General features: G+C 71.4%; 19 protein-coding genes. 10 read left to right on the top strand and 9 right to left on the bottom strand.

The genetic code is table 11. The features are described 5' to 3' along the window. Nucleotides 1-146 precede the first annotated feature (146 nt). Together AC4NMM_RS03610 and AC4NMM_RS03605 are read left to right on the top strand one after the other, a co-directional pair. Nucleotides 147-1,670, top strand: coding sequence for a trehalase family glycosidase (locus AC4NMM_RS03610; RefSeq protein ID WP_491923554.1), 1,524 nt, complete (start codon nucleotides 147-149; stop codon nucleotides 1,668-1,670). A gap of 75 nt (nucleotides 1,671-1,745) precedes the next feature. Next, on the top strand, nucleotides 1,746-2,444 hold the full coding sequence (locus AC4NMM_RS03605) for a nucleotide exchange factor GrpE (RefSeq protein WP_096392939.1): 699 nt from the start codon (nucleotides 1,746-1,748) through the stop codon (nucleotides 2,442-2,444). Nucleotides 2,445-2,483: 39 nt separating this feature from the next. On the opposite strand, the gene surE is transcribed toward AC4NMM_RS03605, so the two are convergent. Further along, on the bottom strand, nucleotides 2,484-3,278 hold the full coding sequence (gene surE / locus AC4NMM_RS03600; protein WP_096392940.1) for a 5'/3'-nucleotidase SurE: 795 nt from the start codon (nucleotides 3,276-3,278) through the stop codon (nucleotides 2,484-2,486). Between the two features lie 122 nt (nucleotides 3,279-3,400). Between surE and AC4NMM_RS03595 the strand changes: the two genes are divergently transcribed. Then, the gene (locus AC4NMM_RS03595; RefSeq protein WP_096392941.1) at nucleotides 3,401-3,757 is read left to right on the top strand and encodes a DUF5798 family protein; all 357 of its coding nucleotides are present in this window, start codon (nucleotides 3,401-3,403) and stop codon (nucleotides 3,755-3,757) included. Here the strand turns inward: AC4NMM_RS03595 and AC4NMM_RS03590 are convergent. Together AC4NMM_RS03590 and purD are read right to left on the bottom strand one after the other, a co-directional pair. After that, nucleotides 3,754-4,413 carry an acyltransferase gene (locus tag AC4NMM_RS03590; protein ID WP_491923553.1) on the bottom strand — a complete coding sequence of 220 codons (660 nt, stop codon included), beginning with the start codon at nucleotides 4,411-4,413 and terminating at the stop codon, nucleotides 3,754-3,756. The genes AC4NMM_RS03595 and AC4NMM_RS03590 overlap by 4 nt on opposite strands. A gap of 107 nt (nucleotides 4,414-4,520) precedes the next feature. Then, nucleotides 4,521-5,804 (bottom strand): phosphoribosylamine--glycine ligase, encoded by a 1,284-nt coding sequence (gene purD / locus AC4NMM_RS03585; protein ID WP_096392943.1) that lies wholly within the window; start codon nucleotides 5,802-5,804, stop codon nucleotides 4,521-4,523. Nucleotides 5,805-5,946: 142 nt separating this feature from the next. Between purD and AC4NMM_RS03580 the strand changes: the two genes are divergently transcribed. The 3 genes from AC4NMM_RS03580 to AC4NMM_RS03570 all read left to right on the top strand — a co-directional run bounded on the left by AC4NMM_RS03580 (nucleotide 5,947) and on the right by AC4NMM_RS03570 (nucleotide 10,728). Then, entirely contained in the window at nucleotides 5,947-8,175 is a 2,229-nt protein-coding gene (locus AC4NMM_RS03580; protein ID WP_491923552.1) for a thioredoxin domain-containing protein, read from the top strand. A gap of 124 nt (nucleotides 8,176-8,299) precedes the next feature. Next, nucleotides 8,300-9,568 (top strand): HAD family hydrolase, encoded by a 1,269-nt coding sequence (locus AC4NMM_RS03575; protein WP_096392945.1) that lies wholly within the window; start codon nucleotides 8,300-8,302, stop codon nucleotides 9,566-9,568. Between the two features lie 41 nt (nucleotides 9,569-9,609). Next, complete coding sequence (locus AC4NMM_RS03570; RefSeq protein ID WP_096392946.1) at nucleotides 9,610-10,728, top strand: geranylgeranyl reductase family protein; 1,119 nt, start codon at nucleotides 9,610-9,612, stop codon at nucleotides 10,726-10,728. Nucleotides 10,729-10,753: 25 nt separating this feature from the next. Here the strand turns inward: AC4NMM_RS03570 and AC4NMM_RS03565 are convergent, their stop codons facing one another. After that, nucleotides 10,754-11,239, bottom strand: coding sequence for a TRAM domain-containing protein (locus AC4NMM_RS03565; RefSeq protein ID WP_096392947.1), 486 nt, complete (start codon nucleotides 11,237-11,239; stop codon nucleotides 10,754-10,756). A gap of 96 nt (nucleotides 11,240-11,335) precedes the next feature. On the opposite strand from AC4NMM_RS03565, the gene AC4NMM_RS03560 reads away from it, so the two are divergent. Next, the gene (locus tag AC4NMM_RS03560; protein WP_491923551.1) at nucleotides 11,336-12,574 is read left to right on the top strand and encodes a mandelate racemase/muconate lactonizing enzyme family protein; all 1,239 of its coding nucleotides are present in this window, start codon (nucleotides 11,336-11,338) and stop codon (nucleotides 12,572-12,574) included. 118 nt (nucleotides 12,575-12,692) lie between these two features. Here AC4NMM_RS03560 and AC4NMM_RS03555 read toward each other — a convergent pair whose 3' ends face one another. Beyond that, a complete protein-coding gene (locus tag AC4NMM_RS03555) occupies nucleotides 12,693-13,493 on the bottom strand; it encodes a PHP domain-containing protein (protein WP_096392949.1) in 801 nt (266 codons plus the stop codon). 200 nt (nucleotides 13,494-13,693) lie between these two features. Here AC4NMM_RS03555 and AC4NMM_RS03550 point away from each other — a divergent pair, with 200 nt between their 5' ends. Next, nucleotides 13,694-15,754, top strand: a complete 2,061-nt coding sequence (locus AC4NMM_RS03550; RefSeq protein ID WP_096392950.1) for a peroxidase family protein — start codon at nucleotides 13,694-13,696, stop codon at nucleotides 15,752-15,754. A gap of 47 nt (nucleotides 15,755-15,801) precedes the next feature. Here the strand turns inward: AC4NMM_RS03550 and AC4NMM_RS03545 are convergent, their stop codons facing one another. From AC4NMM_RS03545 to AC4NMM_RS03535, 3 genes are all read right to left on the bottom strand, one after another. After that, nucleotides 15,802-17,019, bottom strand: a complete 1,218-nt coding sequence (locus tag AC4NMM_RS03545; RefSeq protein ID WP_491923550.1) for an MFS transporter — start codon at nucleotides 17,017-17,019, stop codon at nucleotides 15,802-15,804. Nucleotides 17,020-17,170: 151 nt separating this feature from the next. After that, on the bottom strand, nucleotides 17,171-17,740 hold the full coding sequence (locus AC4NMM_RS03540) for an MOSC domain-containing protein (RefSeq protein WP_491923549.1): 570 nt from the start codon (nucleotides 17,738-17,740) through the stop codon (nucleotides 17,171-17,173). Further along, nucleotides 17,737-18,654: a PLP-dependent cysteine synthase family protein gene (locus AC4NMM_RS03535; protein WP_491923548.1), complete on the bottom strand. Its 918-nt coding sequence runs from the start codon at nucleotides 18,652-18,654 to the stop codon at nucleotides 17,737-17,739. The genes AC4NMM_RS03540 and AC4NMM_RS03535 overlap by 4 nt, the downstream gene beginning before the upstream one ends. 618 nt (nucleotides 18,655-19,272) lie before the next feature. Between AC4NMM_RS03535 and AC4NMM_RS03530 the strand changes: the two genes are divergently transcribed. Then, complete coding sequence (locus AC4NMM_RS03530) at nucleotides 19,273-19,659, top strand: TlpA family protein disulfide reductase (RefSeq protein ID WP_491923547.1); 387 nt, start codon at nucleotides 19,273-19,275, stop codon at nucleotides 19,657-19,659. 15 nt (nucleotides 19,660-19,674) lie between these two features. Here AC4NMM_RS03530 and AC4NMM_RS03525 read toward each other — a convergent pair whose 3' ends face one another. After that, entirely contained in the window at nucleotides 19,675-19,890 is a 216-nt protein-coding gene (locus AC4NMM_RS03525) for a hypothetical protein (protein WP_491923546.1), read from the bottom strand. A 92-nt stretch (nucleotides 19,891-19,982) separates the two neighbouring features. Between AC4NMM_RS03525 and AC4NMM_RS03520 the strand changes: the two genes are divergently transcribed. Further along, nucleotides 19,983-20,726, top strand: coding sequence for a ThuA domain-containing protein (locus AC4NMM_RS03520; RefSeq protein ID WP_491923545.1), 744 nt, complete (start codon nucleotides 19,983-19,985; stop codon nucleotides 20,724-20,726). Nucleotides 20,727-21,144: the final 418 nt, after the last annotated feature.

The following is a 21,144-nucleotide window of genomic DNA, read 5'->3' as shown; positions in this document are numbered from 1 at the left end:
GTCATCAACTACCCGCTCGTATTCATTTATTACACTTATAATTAATCATAGACCTTGGATAAGAGGACGGCCGCCGATGTGCGGTATCCGTTCTCTGTCCGGCTAATTCAATAATTACTTAGCGATCCTTTCACTACGTGTGGAAGATGAGTTCCGGTCTCTTCGACTACACCAATTTCCCGCAGATCTCCGGCGAGCTCTTTCGCACCGTCCAGCGTCGGGACCTCTTCGACGACGACAAGCGGTTCGTCGACGCCGAACCGCGCGTCTCCCCCGATCTCGTCTTCGAGCGGTATCTGACCGGACGGGACCGTCCCGACTTCGATCTGGGGTCGTTCGTCGAGGACCACTTCCGGCTGCCGGAGCCGGTCGCCGCGACCCCGGAGCTCACCGCGTCGCGCTCGATGGAGGACCACGTCTCGTCGCTGTGGGGGGCGTTGACCCGCACGTTCGAGGAGGCCGGTTCGGCGGGCTCGACCCTCATCCCCCTCCCGAACCCGCACGTCGTGCCGGGCGGTCGCTTCCGCGAGATGTACTACTGGGACAGCTACTTCACCGCGGAGGGGCTGGCGGCGGCCGACCGAGCCGACCTGATCGCGGGGATGGTCGAGAACGTCGCCTCCCTGATCGACCGCTTCGGGTTCGTCCCGCTCGGGAACCGGGCGTACTACGACAGCCGGTCGCAGGTCCCGCTGTTCTACCGCATGCTCCGCGTGCTGGAGCGCGCCGAGGGGTTCGACGCGGTCGCGCCCCACGTCGAGGCGCTCCGGACGGAACACGAGTTCTGGATGGAGGGCGCCAGCGGCGTCGACGGGACCGACGATCCCGCGACGCACCGCCGCGTCGTCGGACTCGCGGACGGGACGGTCCTCAACCGGTACTGGGACGACCGCGCCCGCCCGCGGCCGGAGTCGTACCACGAGGACCGGCGGCTCGCCGAGCGGGTCGACGTCGACGACCGACCCGGGCTGTTCCGCGACGTCCGGGCGGCCTGCGAGTCCGGATGGGACTTCAGCTCCCGGTGGCTCGCGGGCGACGACCTCACCACCATCCGGACGACGGAACTGGTGCCGGTCGACCTCAACGCCGTCCTCTACGGGATGGAGTCCGCCCTCGCGGAGTGGCTCCCGCGCGTCGGACGGAGCGAGGTCGGCGAGCGGTACGCCGACCTGGCCGCCGACCGCCGCGAGGCGATCAACCGATACTGCTGGGACGCGGACGCGGGGTTCTACGTCGACCACTCGTGGGTCGACGACCGGCGGTCGGACCGCCTCACGCTCGCCGGCGTCGCGCCGCTGTTCACCGGCGCCGCGACCGACGACCGGGCGGCCGCGGTCGCGGACCGGCTCCGTCGCGACTTCCTCCGCCCCGGCGGACTGGTGACGACGCTGGAGACCACCGGCCAGCAGTGGGACGCGCCGAGCGGCTGGGCGCCCCTCCACTGGATGGCCGTCACCGGCCTGCGCCGGTACGGCCACGACGACCTGGCCGACGAGATCGCGACCCGCTGGGTCGACCTCGCGCGGAGCTCCTTCGAGGAGACCGGCCGCATGGCGGAGAAGTACGACGTCCGGACGGTGGGCGAAACGACCGATCTGGGCGAGTACGAGCCCCAGTACGGGTTCGGCTGGACGAACGGCGTCGTCACGGCGCTGTCGGCCCGCGAGTAGGGCTCCGGAGGGGAACTGGGACTCGTCGCGTCGCGGTTCTGAACGCTTATCCCCGACGACCGACTTCGATCGGGTATGAGCGACGACGACGCCGTCGATGTCGAGTCCCCCGACGAGGCCGAGGGCGACGCGGCGAGAGCGAACGGCACGGCGGAGGCGGCCGCCGAGGGAGCGGCCGGCGAGTCGGCCGGCAACGAATCGGCCGACGGGGAGCCGAGCGGCGGGGCCCGCCGCGACGGCGAGGCGATCGCCGCGGCCGTCGCCGAACACGACGAGGCGCTCGCCCGGGAGGTCGCCGCCCTTGAGGCCGACCTCGAAGAGGCCCGCGAGCGGCTCCGCGAGCGCGACGAGGAGGTCGACGAGCTGACGAGCAAGCTCGCCCGCGTGAAGGCGGACTTCAGCAACTACAAGGAGCGCGCGAAGCGGAAGCAGGAGGACATCCGCGAGCGCGCCTCCGAGGCGCTCGTCGAGCGGCTCACTCCCGTCCGAAACGACCTCCTGCGCGCGCTCGACCAGGACGAGGGGAGCGACCTCCGTCCCGGCGTCGAGTCGACGTTAGAGAAGTTCGACGAGGTGCTCGCCGACGAGGGCGTCGAGTCGATAGCGCCGGAGCCCGGCGAGGAGGTCGACCCCGCGCGCCACCAGGTGATGCTCCGCGTCGACAGCGACCGCCCGGAGGGGACGATCCACGAGGTGTACGAGCCCGGCTACGAGATGGGCGACCGCGTGCTGAGCGAGGCGAAGGTGACCGTCAGCACCGGGGACGGGGAGTAGCGCGTCGGCTCTCCCGAGACCGAGCGGTGCGGACCCTTTTCACGACCGAACCGCCGCCTCGTAGGCGTCCGCCAGCTCGTCGAGCCCCGCGTTCGGCTCCGCCGCGTGCGGCACCGACAGCGGCGAGACGGACACCTCCCCGTCGACGACGGCGCGCCGGTCGGTCCCGACCGGGTCCGGCACGTCGCCGTCGTTCATCCGCCCCCAGATCGGGTCGGAGAATCCCACGCGGCCGTCGCCGTTCCGTTCCGCGCGCATCCCGTACCACGTCGAGGGCGTCGTGACGCGGAGCGGCGCGCGCGCTTCGTCCGCGATGGGCGCGTTGACGTTGAGGTAGTCCGCGCGGTCGAACACGCCCGCGCCGACCGCCTCGTCGACCAGGAACCGCGTCGCGCGGACCGCGTGCGCGAAGTCGGCGCCCTCGAACTCCCGCTTCCACCAGTCGTCACCGCCGGGGACGTACATCGAGGTCGCCACGGCGGGCACGTCGAAGAACGCCGCCTCGACCGCCGCGGAGACGGTCCCCGACCGTCCGAGGGTGTAGGCGCCGAGGTTCGCCCCCTCGTTACAGCCCGCGACGACCGCGTCGGCGTCCGGGACGAGCTCGTCGAGGCCGGCGACGACGCAGTCGACCGGCGTCCCCTCGACGACGTACCCCAGCTCGTGGTCCGCGACCGCGACGTCCTCCGAGAGGCGGCGGCCGACGGACGACTGGTCGTCGGCCGGCGCGACGACGGTCACCGCGTACTCGTCGGCGAGCGCGTCGTACAGCGCGCGCAGCCCCGCGGCGTCGACGCCGTCGTCGTTGGTCAACAGGATCCGGTCGACGCTCATACCCGGATCACGGGCGAGTCGGGCAAAAGCCCACCGTCGGCCGGAGGCGCGACGGCACCGAAGCGGCCGCGGAGGCCGGACCGAACGGAAAAGCACACGTATCGCCGGGCCGACGCGTCGGTATGGGATTCGGGGACACCGCCAAGAAGATCCAGACGCTCGCCGACCGCGCGGAGCGCACCTACAAGAAGATCAGCGAGCTCCGCGACGAGGTCGACGAGACGCAGGAGACGGTGAAAGACACCGCGGAGCGCGTCAAGACGCTCGAAAACGAGATGGCCGAACAGCGCGCCGTCCTCGACGCCGTCGCCGAGGAGGTCGGCGTCGACTTAGAGCGCGTGAGCACCGAGGCGCACATCACGGACGCCGAGGCGTCGGCGGCCGCCGAGGGCGACGCCGATTCGGACGCCGCCGGCGACGCGGACGCCGACTCGGCCGCGACCGTCGACCCCGACGCGAGCGACGAGGACGCCGCTTAATCGTCGCTCGCAGCCGCGTCGGCCTGCGAGACGACCTCCGCGGGCACGCCCGCGACGGTCGCGCCGGGCGGCACGTCCTCCGCCACGAGGGAGTTCGCGGCGACGCGCGCGCCCTCGCCGACGGTGACGCCGGGGAGGACGATCGCCCCCGCGCCGATCATCGCTCCCTCCTCGACGACCACGTCGCCGAGCCGGTACTCCTCGCGGAGGAACTCGTGGCAGAGCAGCGTGGCGTCGTACCCGATTATCGCGTCGTCGCCGACGGTGATCCGCTCGGGCCAGAACACGTCCGGCGTCGACTCCAGTCCCCACGCGACGCCGGTCCCGACTGTGACGCCGATCCGCCGCAGTAGCCAGTTCTTCAGCCGGAGGCTCGGACAGATCCGCGCGAGGACGATCACGACGTAGTTGCGGACGACCGCGAGCGGCGACTTCGCGTCCGGCCACGACCACAGCGAGTTGCGGGGGCCCGACGTCGGAAATCGGTCGAGGCGATCGCTGCGGGGCGTCTCGGCGTCGTCGCGCGTCGCGTCCGGGTCCTCGCGCGTGGCATCCGAATCGCCGCGCGTCGCGTCCGGGTCCTCGCGCGTGGCATCCGAATCGCCGCGCGTCGCGTCCGGATCGTCGGGCGCCGCGGCCGCGTCGTCGTCTGTCACGTCACGCCGTTCGGCCGGCGAGAATAAAAGGGTCGCTCCCGGCCGCGACGGTTCGGAGCGCGGCGGCGACGGTTCGGGGGCGGCCGCGACCCGGGCGACTCGCGGCCTCAGTTCCGGAGTTCGTCCATGTGGTCGATCCGGCGCCGGACGAGGTCCGCCTTCCCGATGTCGTGGCGGATCCGGACGCGGTCGCCCGCGGCCGCCAGCGCGTTCTCGGCCTGTTCCTCGGCGGCCGCGATCGAGTCGCCGCGACCGACGACGGCGAACGCGCGCGACGTGGTCGTGTACAGGCGGCCGTCGCGCTCGTCGACGCTCGCGTAGTAGAGGAGCGCGTCGCCCGCGCCCTCCTCGTCGACCGCGATCTCCGCGCCCGCGTCGGGGTCGGTCGGGTAGCCGTCGGGAACCGCGTACTTACAGACGGTCGCCTCGCCCGAGAACGCGAGTTCGGGGAGCGACTCGCCGTCGCGCGCGGCGGCGAGCACGTCGACGAAGGGCGTGTCGAGGACGGGTAGCGTGTTCATCGCCTCGGGGTCGCCGAAGCGCGCGTTGAACTCGACGACCTTCGGCCCCTCGTCGGTGAGCATGAACTGGCCGTACAGCACGCCCTTGTAGTCCGGGAGGGCGTCGACGACGGCGTCCAGTACGTCGACGGCCGCGTCGTAGTCGCCCTCGGCCATGAACGGCAGCGAGAGGCCCGTGTCGGAGTACGACCCCATCCCGCCGGTGTTCGGCCCCTCGTCGCCCTCGTAGGCGCGCTTGTGGTCCTGGACTGCGGGAGTCGTTCGCACGTCGCCGTTGGCGACGAATGCCTGGATCGTGAACTCCTCGCCGACGAGCCGCTCTTCGAGGACGACCCGCTGGTAGTCGGAGTCGCGGAGGTACGCCTTCGCCTCTTCGGCGGTCACCTGATCGCCGATCACCTTCACGCCCTTGCCGCCGGTGAGCCCGGCGGGCTTGACCGCGAGGTCGCCGTCGTACTCGTCGATGTACTCGCGGGCCGCCGTCATGTCGTCGAACACCGCGTAGTCCGGACAGCCCGGGATCGCGTGTTCCTCCATGAACTCGCGCTGGTACGCCTTGTCCGTCTCCAGACGCGCCTCCGCCGCCCGGGGGCCGAACGCGTAGACGCCGGCGTCGTCGAGCGCGTCGGCGACGCCGGCCTCCAGCGCCGATTCGGGGCCGATGACCGCCAGGTCCGCGCCGACCGCGGTCGCGTAGTCGGCGACCGCGGCGGCGTCGGTCTCGTCGATCGCCTCGAAGCCCTCGGCGAGTCGCCGGATCCCCGGGTTCCGGACGCTCGCGCAGGCGTACAGCTCGCAGTCGTCCGCCACGGCGCGGGCGATCGCGTGTTCGCGCCCGCCGCCCCCCACCAAGAGTACGGTCTCCGTCATGTCCGACGGATACCCGCACGGTAGTGTAAGCCTTACTCTCTGTCCGGTCCGAGATACACATAATCGTGGTTGTTTTCTGGATTGAGGGCCGGCGCTCGTCCCGGTGCGGACGCCTTTTGCCCCGCCGGGCCGAATCGGGCGTATGTCACAGCCGACCGAGCGGAACCGCCTCGACGGGGAGGCGAGTCCCTACCTCCAACAGCACGCGGACAACCCCGTTAACTGGCAGCCGTGGGGCGACGAGGCGTTCGAGCGAGCGCGCGAGCACGACGTGCCGGTGTTCGTCTCCATCGGCTACTCCTCGTGTCACTGGTGTCACGTCATGGCGGAGGAGAGCTTCGAGGACGAGTCGGTCGCGAGCGTCGTGAACGAGTCGTTCGTCCCGATCAAGGTCGACCGCGAGGAGCGGCCGGACGTCGACAGCACGTTCATGACCGTCTGCCAGCTCGTCACGGGGGGCGGCGGGTGGCCGCTCTCGGCGTGGTGTACGCCCGAGGGGAAGCCGTTCTACGTCGGGACCTACTTCCCGCCCGAGCCGCGCCAGAATCACCCCGGCTTCCGCGGGCTCTGCGAGCGGATCGCCGACTCCTGGAGCGACCCCGAGCAGCGCGAGGAGATGAAGCGGCGCGCCGACCAGTGGGCCGAGAGCGCGCGCGACGAACTTGAGTCGGTGCCGACGCCGGACGCAGGAAATCCGGACGGTGAAGGCGACGCCTCGCCGTCGGGAGAGGACCTGCTCGACACGGCCGCCGCGGCCGCGCTCCGCGGCTACGACGAGGAGTACGGCGGCTTCGGGAGCGGCGGCGCGAAGTTCCCGATGCCGGGACGGATCGACCTCCTCATGCGCGCGTACGCCGGCCGCGGCCGCGATGCGCTCCTCTCGGCCGCGACGGGGACCCTCGACGGGATGGCCCGCGGCGGGATGTACGACCAGATCGGCGGCGGGTTCCACCGCTACGCGGTCGACCGCGAGTGGACGGTCCCGCACTTCGAGAAGATGCTGTACGACAACGCCGAGCTGCCGATGGCGTACCTCGACGGCTACCGCCTGTCGGGGGACCCCGCGTACGCCCGCGTGGCGAGCGAGTCGCTCGCGTTCCTCGACCGCGAGCTGCGCCACGACGACGGCGCGTTCTTCAGCACGCTCGACGCGCGGAGCCGGCCGCCCGAGAGCCGGCGGGGCGAGGACGAGAGCGAATCCGCCGAGGACGAGGACGTCGAGGGCGCCTTCTACGTCTGGACGCCCGAGGAGGTCGACGCCGTCCTCGACGAGCCGGCGGCGTCGCTCGCGAAGGAGCGGTACGGGATCCGGTCCGGCGGCAACTTCGAGCGCGGCACGACCGTCCCGACGATCGCGGCCTCGATCGAGGAGCTGGCCGCGGAGCGCGACCTCTCGTCCGACGGGGTCCGAGAGATTCTGACCGAGGCCCGAACGACGCTGTTCGACGCGCGGGAGTCGCGGCCGCGGCCCGCCCGCGACGAGAAGGTGTTGGCCTCGTGGAACGGGCGGGCGATCTCAGCGTTCGCGCGGGCCGGGAACGCCCTCGGCGAGCCGCACGCCGACATCGCCCGCGAGGCGCTCGACTTCTGCCGCGAGCGGCTCCACGATCCGGACGCCGAGACCGGCGCGCTCGCCCGGCGCTGGCTCGACGGCGACGTGCGCGGGCCGGGGTACCTCGACGACTACGCGTTCCTCGCGCGCGGCGCGCTCGACGTCTACGCCGCGACCGGCGACCCGGAGCCGCTCGGGTTCGCGCTGGAGTTGGCCGAGGACCTCGTCGACGAGTTCTACGACGCCGACGACGGGACGATCTACTTCACCCGCGACCTCGACAGCGAGGGGGCCGCGAAAGGCGGTGAGAGCGCCGGGGACGCCGACACCGGGCCGCTCATCGCGCGGCCGCAGGAATTCACCGACCGGTCGACGCCGTCGAGCCTCGGCGTCGCGGCCGAGACGCTCGCGCTCCTCGACGGCTTCCGGACCGACGGGGAGTTCCGCGAGATCGCCCGGCGCGTCGTGCGGACCCACGCGGACCGAGTCCGCGGGAGCCCGCTGGAACACGCCTCGCTCGTGCGGGCCGCGGACGTCGTCGAGACCGGCGGTATCGAGGTGACGATCGCCGCCGACGAGGTCCCCGCCGAGTGGCGCGAGACGCTCGGCGAGCGGTACCTGCCGGGCGCCCTCGTCGCGCCGCGCCCGGCCACGGAGGACGGACTCGACGAGTGGCTCGACCGACTCGACATGACGGAGGCGCCGCCGATCTGGGCGGACCGCGACGCGACCGACGGCGAGGCGACCGCCTACGTCTGCGAGGGGTTCACCTGCTCGCCGCCGCGGACCGAGCTCGACGCGGCGCTGGAGTGGTTGTAGACGCGGGAGCCGTCGAAGTAGCGACGCGTGAGCCGTCGAAGTAGCGATGCGGGCGGTCGCGCTCCTCGACGCCGGGTCCGACGGGAGACGGTACGTTTTACGGACCCCGGATCGCAGGGCGACCATGGAGCGGCACGACCTCCTCTATCGCCTGTACGACGAGTTCGACGCGGAGACGCTCCGCGAACACCAGTCGTTCGTGGACCTGTTCCCTCCCGTCGACTCGCGGGTGGCGCTGGAGCACTGGGAGGAGGCCAGCGAGGAGCTCGACCGACTGAAACGAGAGATCCGGGAGTCGCTGCCCGGGGGAGCCACCTACGCCGAGATCGCGGCCCACGCCGACCGGGAGGCGGCGTTCACCGCGCTTGACCTCCACGCGCGCTACGACCGCGCCGTCAACGCCCTCGTGTTGGACGTCGACGAGACGCTCCGGTCCGCGGGCGGCACGGACAACGAGATCCCCCGGGAGACGCTCCACGTGCTGACGGAGCTGCACGACGCCGGCATACCGATCGTCATCTGTACCGGCCAGACGCTGGAGAACGTGAAGGGGTTCATGATCCAGGGGCTCGGCAACGAGCTCGTCCACTCCGGGCGCTTCTCGATCGTCTACGAGGCCGGAAACGGCGTGTTCACCCCGGGCCACGGCTCGCGCACGAAGCGTCTGCTGTACGACGACCTCGACGAGTCGGTCCGCGGGACCTTCGACGCGGTGCGGTCGCGGGCCCTCCCGGACGCGCCGGAGAACGTCCGCCGCGGCTGTCACCTCCAGGGAAACGAGTTCAACGTCACCCTGAAGCCCAACTTCGAGACCGGCGGCGCGGACGCCGAGGCCGTGATCGACGACGGGCTCGTCCACCTGATCGACCTGCTCGGCGAGGTCGTCGTCGATCGGGTCGCCGACGGCCTCGACGCGGACGGCGTCGATCCGGGAGACCGCGGCGCCGCGTGGGCGCGCGCCCACTACGCGGCGGCCGACCCCGAGATCCGGGAGGTGATCGAGGCGGCGGACGTCGACGACCCGGCCGAAACCGGCGCGGTTCCGGAGCCGGTCGCGTCGCTGTTCGACCGGATAGACGTCGGCTACTACCGCGCCGACGCCGCGGAGATCAGCTCGCTGGAGCTGGACAAGGTCGCCGGCGTCGAGGCGGCGCTCGACGTGCTCGACGTTCGGGACCCGTTCCTCATGGTGATGGGCGACAGCAAGTCCGACCTCCGGGTGATGGAGTGGGTCGCCGAACGGGGGATGGGCGTCTCGGCGGCCCCCGAACACGCCACCGCGGACGTGCTCTCGCACGTGCTCGACCGCGACGAGCTGGTGTTCGCGCGCGGGCAGTCCGCGGCGATGCTCCGGACCGTTTACGTCCTCAACCTACTGGCTCGCCTCGAGTAAGCCGCGTCGTAATTAAATATCCCCGTCACCTCGCTCCCTCCATGTACGATTTCGTCGTCGTGGGCGCGGGCCCGCCGGGCTCCCGGTTCGCCCGGCGCGCGGCCGAGGCCGGCCGCGACGTCGTCGCCTTCGAGAAGGGGTCGGTCGGCGAGCCGCTCGCCTGCTCCGGGCACGTCTCCGACGACGTGTGGGAGTACGTCCCCGACGGCGCCCGCGACGAGCTCCTCCAGAACCTGGTGTACGGCGCTCGCTTCCACGTCGGCGGTCAGGGGTCGAAGGCGTACCCGTTCTACAAGCGGGAGCCGGTGTCGAACGTGATCGACCGCGTCGGCCTCGACCGCGCACTCGCGGACTGCGCGCGCGAGGCCGGCGCCGACGTGCGAGAGAACCACACGGTCGTCGGCGTCGAGGAGCGGTCCGAGCGGGTCGTCGTCGACGTCAAGACGCCCGCGGGCGACGTGGAGCGGGTCGAGGCGCGGATGGTCGCCGGCTGCGACGGGCCGACCTCGCGGGTGCGCCGCGCGCTCGACCTCCCGGAGCCGGACGAACTGCTCCACGGCGTCCTCGGGTTCGATCCGGAGCCGGACGCGGGCGACTTCGTCGACGTCCACCTCACCGCGCCGACGTTCTTCGCGTGGCGGATCCCCCGCGACGACGCGGGCGTCGAGTACGGGTTAGCGGCGCCGCCGAGCGAGGACGTGTCGGGGATGTTCGACCGGCTCACGGACGCGTACGGCGCGACGACCGACCGACGCTGCTCGGGGGCGATCCCCGTGGGCCCGCCGGCCCGGACGACGAGCGACCGCGGCTTCCTGATCGGCGACGCCGCCGCGCAGACGAAGCCGTTCACCGGCGGCGGCATCCTCTACGGGATGCGCGCGGCCGACGTCGCCGCGGCCGCGATCGACCCGCGCGACCCGGCGACGCTCGCCGACTACGAGTCCGGGTGGCGCGACGAGCTCGCCACGGAGATCCGGCTCGGAAAGGCGATCCGGCGGTGTTACTCGCTGCCCGAACCGATTCAGCGGGTCGGGCTGCGGGCGCTGTCGGGCGAGATCGGCGTCCACATGGACGAGCCGACCTCGTTCTTTTCGGCGTCCAACCTGCGGTCGCTGTTCTCGCGGGGGCCCCCGCCGGAACAGAAAAGCCGCGGCGACTGAGTGGCGCTTCGACTCCGCTCGGTCGCTACTCCTCGACGACGTTCGCGAACGAGACGTTCTCGCGGACGCTCGTGATCTCGACGGTCGGCTCCTCGCCGGGCTCGGCGTCCGGGACGATGACGACGTAGCCGCGCTCGATCTTCGCGATCCCGTCGCCCTTGTCGCCCAAGGTCTCGATCGTCACGTCCCGTACCTCGCCCTCCGAGACGGGCGGGTCCGGCTGTACCGCGCCGGCGGCGCCGCGAGAGGTGGGGCGCTGGCCGTCGTCGGACGCGGCCTCGCCCGAGCTACTGCTCGCGTCAGGGACGGAGGCGGCGTCGCCGTCGGCGGCGGACGCCGACCCCCCCTCGTCGGGCCCGGAGCGGTCTAAGACGGCGATCCGATACGTTTCCCCCTCGGTGACGCTTCCGTGTTCGATCTCCGAGGCGGGCACGGTGACGACGTAGTCGTCGCCGCGGGACTCCACCCGACCCGTGTACAGACACGCGAGAGAATCGGTGATTTCGACCATGGGTGCCATTGCGCGTACGGGGATGAAAAGCCACCTGTTCGGACGCGCGGCGTGCGAAGGTAAACGTTTACCCTGTTCCGAATGAACCGGGGTCGTATGAGCCGTAACTACGAGTCGCTCCACGACCCGAACGCGGAGTACACGATGCGGGAGCTCTCCGCCGAGACGATGGGGACTACCGGGACGCGCGGCGGCGACCGCGACGTCGAGATCACGGACGTTCAGACGACGATGGTCGACGGGAACTTCCCGTGGACGCTCGTTCGCGTCTACACCGACGCGGGCATCGTCGGCACCGGTGAGGCCTACTGGGGCGCCGGGGTGCCCGAACTCATCGAGCGGATGAAGCCGTTCGTCGTCGGCGAGAACCCGCTCGACATCGACCGCCTCTACGAGCACCTCATCCAGAAGATGTCCGGCGAGGGCTCCGTCGAGGGCGTCACCGTCTCGGCCATCTCCGGCATCGAGGTCGCGCTCCACGACGTCGCCGGCAAGATCCTCGACGTCCCCGCCTACCAGCTGCTCGGCGGCAAGTACCGCGACAAGATGCGCGTCTACTGCGACTGCCACACCGAGGAGGAGGCCGATCCCGAGGCGTGCGCCGACGAGGCCGAGCGCGTCGTCGACGAGTTGGGCTACGACGCCCTGAAGTTCGACCTCGACGTGCCGAGCGGCTTCGAGAAGGACCGCGCGAACCGCCACCTCCGCCCCGGCGAGATCCGGCACAAGGCGGAGATCGTGGAGAAGGTCACCGAGCGCGTGAAGGACAAGGCCGACGTCTCCTTCGACTGCCACTGGACGTTCTCGGGCGGCTCCGCGAAGCGCCTCGCGGACGCCATCGAGGAGTACGACGTGTGGTGGCTCGAAGACCCCGTCCCGCCGGAGAACCTCGAGGTCCAGGAGGAGGTCACGAAGAACACGACCACGCCGATCACGGTCGGCGAGAACCGCTACCGCGTCACCGAACTGCGCCGCCTCATCGAGAACCAGGCGGTCGACATCGTCGCGCCCGACCTACCGAAGGTCGGCGGCATGCGCGAGACCCGCAAGATCGCGGACGTGGCGAACCAGTACTACGTCCCGGTCGCGATGCACAACGTCGCCTCGCCGGTCGCGACGATGGCGGCGGCACACGTCGGCACCTCGATCCCGAACTCGCTCGCGATCGAGTACCACTCCTACGAGCTCGGCTGGTGGGAGGACCTCGTCGAGGAGGACGTCATCGAGGACGGCTACATCGAGGTGCCCGAGAAGCCGGGCCTCGGCCTCACGCTCGACATGGACACCGTCGAGGAGCACATGGTCGACGGCGAGACGTTGTTCGACGAAGCGTAGCTTCGTCGTGCTCGCCTGACCCTGTCAGGCGTTGTTCGACTGAGCGAAGCGAAGTCGAACTCGATAGGCGAGCGCAGCGAGCCTATCGGTGTTTGACGAGGCGTAAGCCGAAGTCAAGCTATTCCCCACTTGTTCTGGAGTCCGAAACGATTTCACCGATCCGCAGCGGCTCCAACCCGCGCCGGTCGAGTTCGGCCTCGACCTCCCGCGCTCGGGGCGCAATCTCGTCCGGTTCGTGGCTGTCGGTCCCGACGGTCGCCCCGGTCCCCGCGTCGACGAGACGGTCGAGGAACGCGGGCGCCGGGTGGAACTCCCCGTAGTCGTCGAGCAGGCGTCCGGCGTTGATCTCCGGGGCGGTCCGCGAGCTCCGGAGGGCGTCGGCGACCGCGGCGTAGTGGTCCTCGGTCGCGAACCCGCGGAGGTGCGGGTTGCGCTCGATCAGGTCCGGGTGCGCGGCGACCGCGAACAGCTCCGACTCGACGAGCGAAACGAGCTTCTCGAAGTAGCGGTCGACCAGTTCGCGCCGCTCGGACTCCGGCTTGTCCGCGAAGTGCGAGCGCGTGTGGACGTTCGCGCCGTCGAGTTCGTGGACGCTGCCGACGGCGTAATCGAAGCCGGCGTCGTCGAGGAACTCCGCGATCGCGTCCTCGTGGGCGGGGTCGTAGTCCATCTCGACGGCGTCGAACACGTCGATGTCGACGTCCCCGCGGACCGCCTCGATCGCCTCGCGGCGCCGCTCGTACGTCAGGTCGAGGTTGAACCCCAACGCGCGCTTGTAGCGCCGCGCGCTCGGCTCCGGCGAGACGTTACAGTGGTCGGCGAGCCCGATCCCGTCGAGTCCGGCGTCCGCGGCCGCGTCGACCATCCACCGGAGGAACGCCCCGTCCGAGTAGTTCGTGTGGGCGTGGTAGTCGTACACGGTGGCCGTTCGTCACGGTCCGACTCGAAGGTTCGGGTCGCACGGACCGCGTTCGCACGCGAGACCCGGCCCCGGCGCGCCGCGATCGAACCAGCAACATGATCCGCGAAACTCGTTGAAAGTTCATTTAGAAAATTTTTTCTCACTGATGATTGGTTTATCATACCATGAGTACTACTGACAAGATACGCTGTCGCGTCGTGGACGGCGACGACCGGCCGCTGGCGGGTCGGGTCGTGGTCGGCGAGCGGCGGGGCGGCGACGGGGACCGGATCGGCTACTGGACCACGGACGACGACGGGGGGTTCGTCCTCGAGGCGGACGGCGGCGTCGACGTCGACGACGTCTCGTTCACGGTGCGGAACCCCGCCGGCGGGGGCGATGCGGAGCCGGTCCGACGGCGAGACCGGCCGGAGGGGAACGAGACGACGCTTCGCCTAATGGTGAACGCGCACAGCGTCGCGATCCACGGTGGAACCGAACACCGGGGGATGAACGACGCGGCGTGTACCGCCGCCGGGCCGGTCAGGAGCCACCGGTTCCACACGCAGTTCCCGGGGCTCGACCCGTACGAGCGCGACGAGGACCTGCTCCGGACGCTCGGCGGCGCCGACGGCGAGGCGGGCGCGCCGATGATGGAGTCGCCCGACGACCCGGTCGGCGACGCCGAGACCCCTGCCGGCTACGGGATCTTCGGCCAGTTCGTCGACCACGACGTCACGTTCGACCCGACCTCCGACATCGACCGGCGCAACGACCCGGCGGCGCTGCGGAACTTCCGCACCCCGGCGCTCGACCTCGACTCGCTGTACCGGACGAACGCCGAGGCGGCGCCGTTCCTCTACGACCACGAGACGGACGAGCGCAAGCTGCTCACCGGTCAGGCGGCCGCGCCCGACGCCCAGGACGGCGGGGGGCTCTCGGGGCTCCCCGGGACCGACCTCCAGCGGAACGAACAGGGGGTCGCGGTGATCGGCGACCCGCGAAACGACGAGAACGTGGTCGTCTCCCAGCTTCAGCTCGCGTTCGTCAACTTCCACAACCGCGTCGTCGACCACCTCCGCGGCCCGGGCTCCGACCTCGTCGAGGAGGGCGAGTCCGTCCTCGAAGCGGCGCAGCGGCTCGTCAGGTGGCACTACCAGTGGGTCGTGCGACACGACTTCCTGCCGCGGATCTGCGATCGGTACGTCCTCGACGACATCGAGGAGCGCGGCCGGCAGCATTTCGTCCCGCCGGGGCGCACCCCGGCGATCCCCGTCGAGTTCGGCGGCGCCGCCTACCGCTTCGGCCACAGCATGATCCGGAACGCGTTCGACGTCAACGACGAGGTCGGCGAGGTGCCGCTGTTCCCGACCGGGGCGGGAGACGGTCGGAACCTCCGCGGCGGGCGGCCGGTCCCGAGCGACCTCGTCGTCGACTGGTCGCGCCTGTTGGACACCGGCGACGGCGACTACCAGCCCGCGCGGAAGATAGACTCCCGGCTCGCGCCGACGCTGTTCGACCTGCCGATATCGGGCGACTCCTCGCTCGCCGTCCGGAATCTCCGCCGCGCGAAGGCGCTGGGCATCTCCTCCGGGCAGGACGTCGCAGCGCGGATGGGGTACGACCCGATCCGCAACGAGGCGTTCGGCGAGGACTCGCCGATCATGCGGACGCTCCGGACGCACGGCCGCGGCGCCGACCCGCACGCGCCCCTGTGGTACTACGTGCTCGCGGAGGCCGAGCACCAGCAGGACGGCGAGCGCCTCGGCGCGGTCGGCAGCCGGATCGTCGCCGAGACGCTCATCGGGCTGCTCGAGGCCGACGAGAGCGCCTACCCGAACGCCGCGCCCGACGACTGGGAGCCGAGCCTCCCGCAGCCGACCCCGACCGAGGGGTACACGCTCGCCGACGTCACGGCGTTCGCGGCGGAGGCGGAGCCCGACGGGCTCGTGATCCACGCGGTCGACGCGGGGCCGGGCAGCGGCGTCGGCGACGGATCGGGCGGCCCCCTCGACGAGTCGGTGACGCTGCGCAACGCCGCGGACGACCCGATCGACCTGACCGGGTACGTCGTCGACCTCGACGGCCAGCGCGACGACCTCCCCGGCGCGACGCTCGGCCCGGACGAGACCCTCACCGTTCACGTCGGCTCGGGGACGGACACGGCGACCGACCACTACCTCGGACGAAGCGCACCCGCGCTCGACGACGAGGGCGAGGTCGTCACGGTCTACGGACCCGACGGCGAGCGCTCGACGCGACGGCGCTACGTCGGCTGACCGGGGAGAGCCGGGAGCGACCGCGGGCGCGGCGCCCTCCGACCGCCTCACCGCCCCTCGCCGACGAGCGCGTTCACCGAGATGACGAGGAACGCGACCCCTGACATCCCGGCGATGACCGCGAACGACGCCGCCCAGCCGAAGAGGTCCGCGACGAGGCCGACGCCGACGGAGCCGGCCGAGCCGATCACCGTGTAGACGGTTCGGATCAGCCCGAAGCCGGCGCCGCGCTCCGCGTCGCCGAGCGCGTCCATGAAGCGCGGGTCGATCGCCGAGAAGAACGAGGAGCCGAGGCCGGCGAGGAACACGGCGACTCCGAGGCCGGCGAGCGTCGGGAGCGCCGGCAGCCCGACCGCGGTCGGGAGTTCGACGAGGTCGGGGAGCGCGACCAGCCCCCCGAGGCCGAGCGCCCCGCCGGAGAGCGCCGCGGCGATGCTCGCGTCGCGGCCCAGCCGGTCGGAGAGCCGGCCGAGCCCGACCTGCGCCCCGGCGCGGACGACGAAGAACGCGGAGAAGACGCCGCCGGCGAACGCGGGCGAGTACCCCCGAAGCTCGACGAGGAACGTCGGCAGAAAGGAGATGACGCCCTGCGCGACGTACGTCCCGAGCGTCGCGACCGCGAGCGGGACGAGGATCTCGCGGCGCCCGACGAGTTCGAGCAGAGGCCCGAGCCTGAGCCGCTCCGCAACCGGCTGGTCCGGGCGCCGCGGCTCGGTCGGACGGACTCGCCGCGCGAACAGGACGAAGATGGGGACGCCGACCAGCGCGGCGAGCGCGACGCCGGGCCGCCAGCCGTGGCGGACGCCGACCCACGTCGCCGCGACCGGCGCGACGAGTCCCGCCAGCGGGCCGCCGAGCGAGTGGATCCCGACCGCGGTGCCGAGGTCGTCGAACGTCCGCGAGAGCAGCGTGGTCGCCACCGCGTAGTGGAGCCCCGCCGCGAGCCCGAGGAACACCGCCGCCAGCACGAACGCGGGGAAGACGGGCACGACGGCGAGCAGGAGGCTCATCGCGGTCGTTCCCCCGACCGCGACGAGGATGACGCGTCGCTCGCCGAACCGGTCGGCGAGGATGCCGCTCGGGAACTGCGAGAGGCCGTAGGCGAACCACATCCCCGAGAGCGCGACGCCGACCGCCGTGTTCGAGACCTCGAAGTCGTCGATGATGAGGGGGACGACCGGGCTGATCGCCAGCCGGGCGAAATAGGTCACGAAGAAGGCGAGCATACACAGCGTCAACACCGTGTGGCGGTAGCGCCAGTTCACGTCGACCGCCGCCTCCGCGCCGCTTGGTCCGGTCGGTTCGCTGGCGAGGGGGTCCGAACGTCCGTGGCGTCGACTGCGCGGTTCACGTCTCGTCTCGGCCGACTCGCGCGACCCGTATAAACCGTCCTCTCGCGGCGAGCCGTCGGGGGGTTCACTCTCGGTCCGCGGTTCGATCCTTTTCCGCGGTTCGCTCCCGCTCCGTGAGCCGCTCCGCGATCGCCGCGCCCGCGGTGCGCGGATCGGCCTCGCGGACCGAGACGGCGTCGCCGACCGCGACGCGGCCGGGCTCGACCACGTCACAGCAGAGTCCGCCGCGGTTCCGGAGCGCCGACGCGAGCCCGTCCTCGCCGGCGAGCTCCTCGACGTGGGCGCAGGGCGGGCGCCGCCGGGTCGGGCGCAGGAGCGCGTCGCCCACCGCGACGGTCGCGTCGAGCAGCGCGTCCATCTCGGCGCCGAACCCGTCGACGACGACGTTCCGGCGGTGCCGACCGTCGCGCACGTCGATGCCGGTCTCCTCGCGGACCGCCGCGAGCGCCTCCGCGGCGACGAGGGTGACCGCGCAGGCGTCGAGCCGGAAGTGCCCGTCGCCGCTTCGGTAGCGGTCGCCCGCGACGCCGTCGGGGCGGATCTCGACCGCGTCGCGACGGACGGGAGGCGCGCCGCTCTCGGGGGCCGTGACGAGCGCGTCGACCGCGCCGGTCCGCGTCGACTCCGGGGTCACTCGTCGAAGGTCCCCGCGGTCAGGTAGCGCTCGCCGCTGTCCCAGAAGACGGTAACGACGAGCGGTTCCTCGCCGGCGAACGAGCCGCGCTCGCGGAGTTCGGCCGCCACGTCCTTCGCGGCGAGGTTCGAGGCGCCCGACGACTGACCGACTAAGATCCCCTCCTCGCGGGCGAGGCGGCGGCACTCGGCCTCGGCGTCCTCGAGTTCGACCGTGCGGATCTCGTCGATCAGGTCGACGTCGAGGTTCGGCGCGACGAACCCCGGCCCCATCCCCTGAAAGCCGTCGTTCCCCGCCGGACCGCCGGAGAGGACGGCGTTGTCCGCGGGCTCGACCGCGTCGATCCGGACGTCCGGGAACGCCTCGCGCAGGCGGCGGCCGATCCCGGAGAGCGTGCCGCCGGTGCCGACGCCCGCGACGAGGGCGTCAATGGTCCGGTTGCCGACCTGATCGAGTATCTCGGGCCCGGTCGTCTCGTAGTGGGCGCGGGGGTTCGCGGGGTTCTCGAACTGGCGGAGCTGGACGGTGTTCGGGTCTTCTTCGAGCTCGTCGGCGCGCTCCTTCGCGTCGGAGATGTCGCCGTCGACGAGCTCGACCGTCGCGCCGTACGCCTTCATCAGGCGGCGGCGCTCGACCGACTTCCCCTCCGGGATCACGAGCCTGACGTCGTAGCCGCGCACCGCGCCGACCATCGCCAGCCCGATGCCGGTGTTGCCCGAGGTCGGCTCCACGATGCGGTCGCCCGGCTCGATCTCGCCCGCCTCCTCCGCGGCCTCGACCATGTACCGCGCCGGGCGGTCCTTGGCCGAGCCGCCCGGGTTGCGGGACTCGACTTTCGCCGCCACGGTCGTTCCCGCGGGCGCGTCGACCCGCACCAGCGGCGAGCCGAGCGTCGACAGGATGTCGTCGTCCATTACCCGAACGGAGGCGGCCGCGACCCAAAGGCCCCGCGGACTCCGGCAATCGATGTCGGCCGCGACGACCGAATCGGTTTATAAATCACCGCGAGTCGGACGAGGCCGTTTATAAATAGACGGCCGACACCGCGGGGCCGACGCGGTGGCGCGTGCCGACGAGCGCCGCAACGCGGCGCGAGTCGCACGCGCGAGGGAGTCGCTGGCGCCCGGAGCGAAGCGGAGGGGGCCAGCGACGAGGCTGGGGAGGCGTGAGGTGCGGGGCTGTCCGATGCGGGGTTGTGCGGTGCGGGGCGGGACTCGAAGGGGCGGGCGCGAGGCGGGCGCAGGCGACGGTAGGACCGCAGCGAGTGAGCGCAGCGAACGAGCGAGGACCGCCCCGAGCGTGCGCCCGCCTCGCGCCCGGGGCTTCGGAGGGGCCCGTGTCGATCAGCGATTTATAAGCAGCCGTGTCCAGCCGAGCGCCCGGGGCTTCGGAGGGGTCCGTGTCGAGTCCCCACTTAAAAGCGGTCGGGTCGGCGTACCGCCGGAACGTCGGGCTGTTCGCGCCGCGACCGACCGGAACCTCGTCTTGCCACCGACGCGCCGTTTACGTTGCTCCGCGACCAACGTGGCGCCATGACCCTCGAAACCCTCGCGCCCGCCGCCGACCTCGACGCGGACGCGTTCGACGACGCCGTCCTCGAAGCGCTCGGAGCCGACGACTACGTATTTAAGGTGTGGGGCGGCGACTGGTGCGGCGACTGCCAGCGCCAGCTGCCCGAGTTCGGCGCCACGCTCGCGGCCGCCGGCGTCCCCGACGACCGGATCGAGGCGTACCCGGTGACGAAGGGGCCCGACGGCAAGGAGGGCGAACTGGTCGCGGAGTACGACATCGAACTGATCCCCACCGTCGTCGTCGAGTCGCCCGACGGCGAGGAGCTCGCGCGGTTCGTCGAGGAGGAGGCCGTCTCCATCGCGGCGCACCTGGCCGACCGGCTCGCGGACGTCGAAGCGACCGCCTGAATCGACTGCCGCCGCTCAGTCGTCGCTCGCGTTCACGTCGAACGCGTAGTAGAGCGCGGTCATCGTGACGCCCATCGTGACCGCTTGGACCGTCGTGGTGATGTCGAGGAGGACCCCGACCGAGAGGAGCGTCGTCGTCACGATCACGCCGGCGAGGAGGGCGTATCTGAGCCGCGAGAGCCCGCGCGCCCAGTCGTCGAGCCGGCGGTACAGCGTCCGGGGACTCGTCATGGGCCGTCGTGTCGTGCGCGAGGCAAGTGCCTTCGGGTCCGCGCGCCACGTCGAGGCCGAGCGCTCAAGTCGGTCCGGCGACGACGCGGCGTATGGCACGCGTTACGGTCTGGAACGAGTACCGCCACGAGCGCGAGAGCGACGTCGTCGCCGAGGTCTACCCCGACGGGATCCACGCGGTCGTCGCGGACGCGCTGGAGGAGGGCGGCCACGAGGTGCGCACCGCGACGCTCGACGAGGGGCCGGAGCACGGACTTCCCGAAGAAGTCCTCGACGACACCGACGTGCTCGTCTGGTGGGGCCACGCCGCCCACGACGAGGTGCGCGACGCGGTCGTCGACCGGGTCCACGAGCGCGTCCTCGACGGGATGGGACTGCTGGTTCTCCACTCCGCGCACTACTCGAAGATCTTCAAGCGGCTGATGGGCACCAGCTGTTCGCTGAAGTGGCGCGAGGCCGCCGAGCGCGAGCGGCTGTGGACGATCGAGCCGAGCCACCCGATCGCGGACGGGATCGGCGAGCGGATCGAGCTGGACGAGACGGAGATGTACGGCGAGCGGTTCGACGTCCCCGCGCCCGACACCCTCGTCTTCACCTCCTGGTTCGAGGGCGGCGAGACGTTCCGCTCCGGCTGCTGTTACCGGCGCGGGAGCGGGAAGGTGTTCTACTTCCGGCCCGGCCACGAGACGTACCCGATCTACTACGACGAGGACGTCCGGCGGGTCCTCCGGAACGCGGTCGACTGGGCGGAGCCGGGCGACGGCCCGACGCCCGAGTTCGGTAACGCCGACCCGATCGAGGAGATCGACACGAGCGACGACCGGACGGTTCACTGATTGGAGTTAGCGGTGTACGGGAGATCTAACCACGGAATTCCGGTGAAACCCTCCGACGCCCCTGACATCAGTTGATAAATGATTGACCGGAGATCGGCCGCGAACACCTCCAAAGCCCCAGCCGCGAGGTCTCGCGCGACTCGCTGTCGTTCGAAAGGCGCTTCGCGCCTTTCGTGATGACGAGAGAGCTTCGCTCTCTCGAACCACGCTCCTCACACGGTCGCTACCGCTCCCTCGTTGCGGTGCTTGCGTCGTCGTGCTTCGTCCTCGCGGCTGCCCCTTTGAGTCCCGCCCCGCACCGCACAGCACCGCACCTCACGCCTCCCCAGCCTCGTTGCTGGGGGCCTCTGCGCCCCCCAATGGCCCCGCCGGCCCCTCCCCGGCTGGCACACACGACACGGCGCGGGCGCACCCCGAG

The sequence above is a fragment of the Halorubrum sp. SD41 genome, from assembly GCF_058630335.1.
The sequence above is the reverse complement of the archived record's forward strand: the minus strand, read 5'-3'. Positions and strand labels throughout refer to the sequence as shown.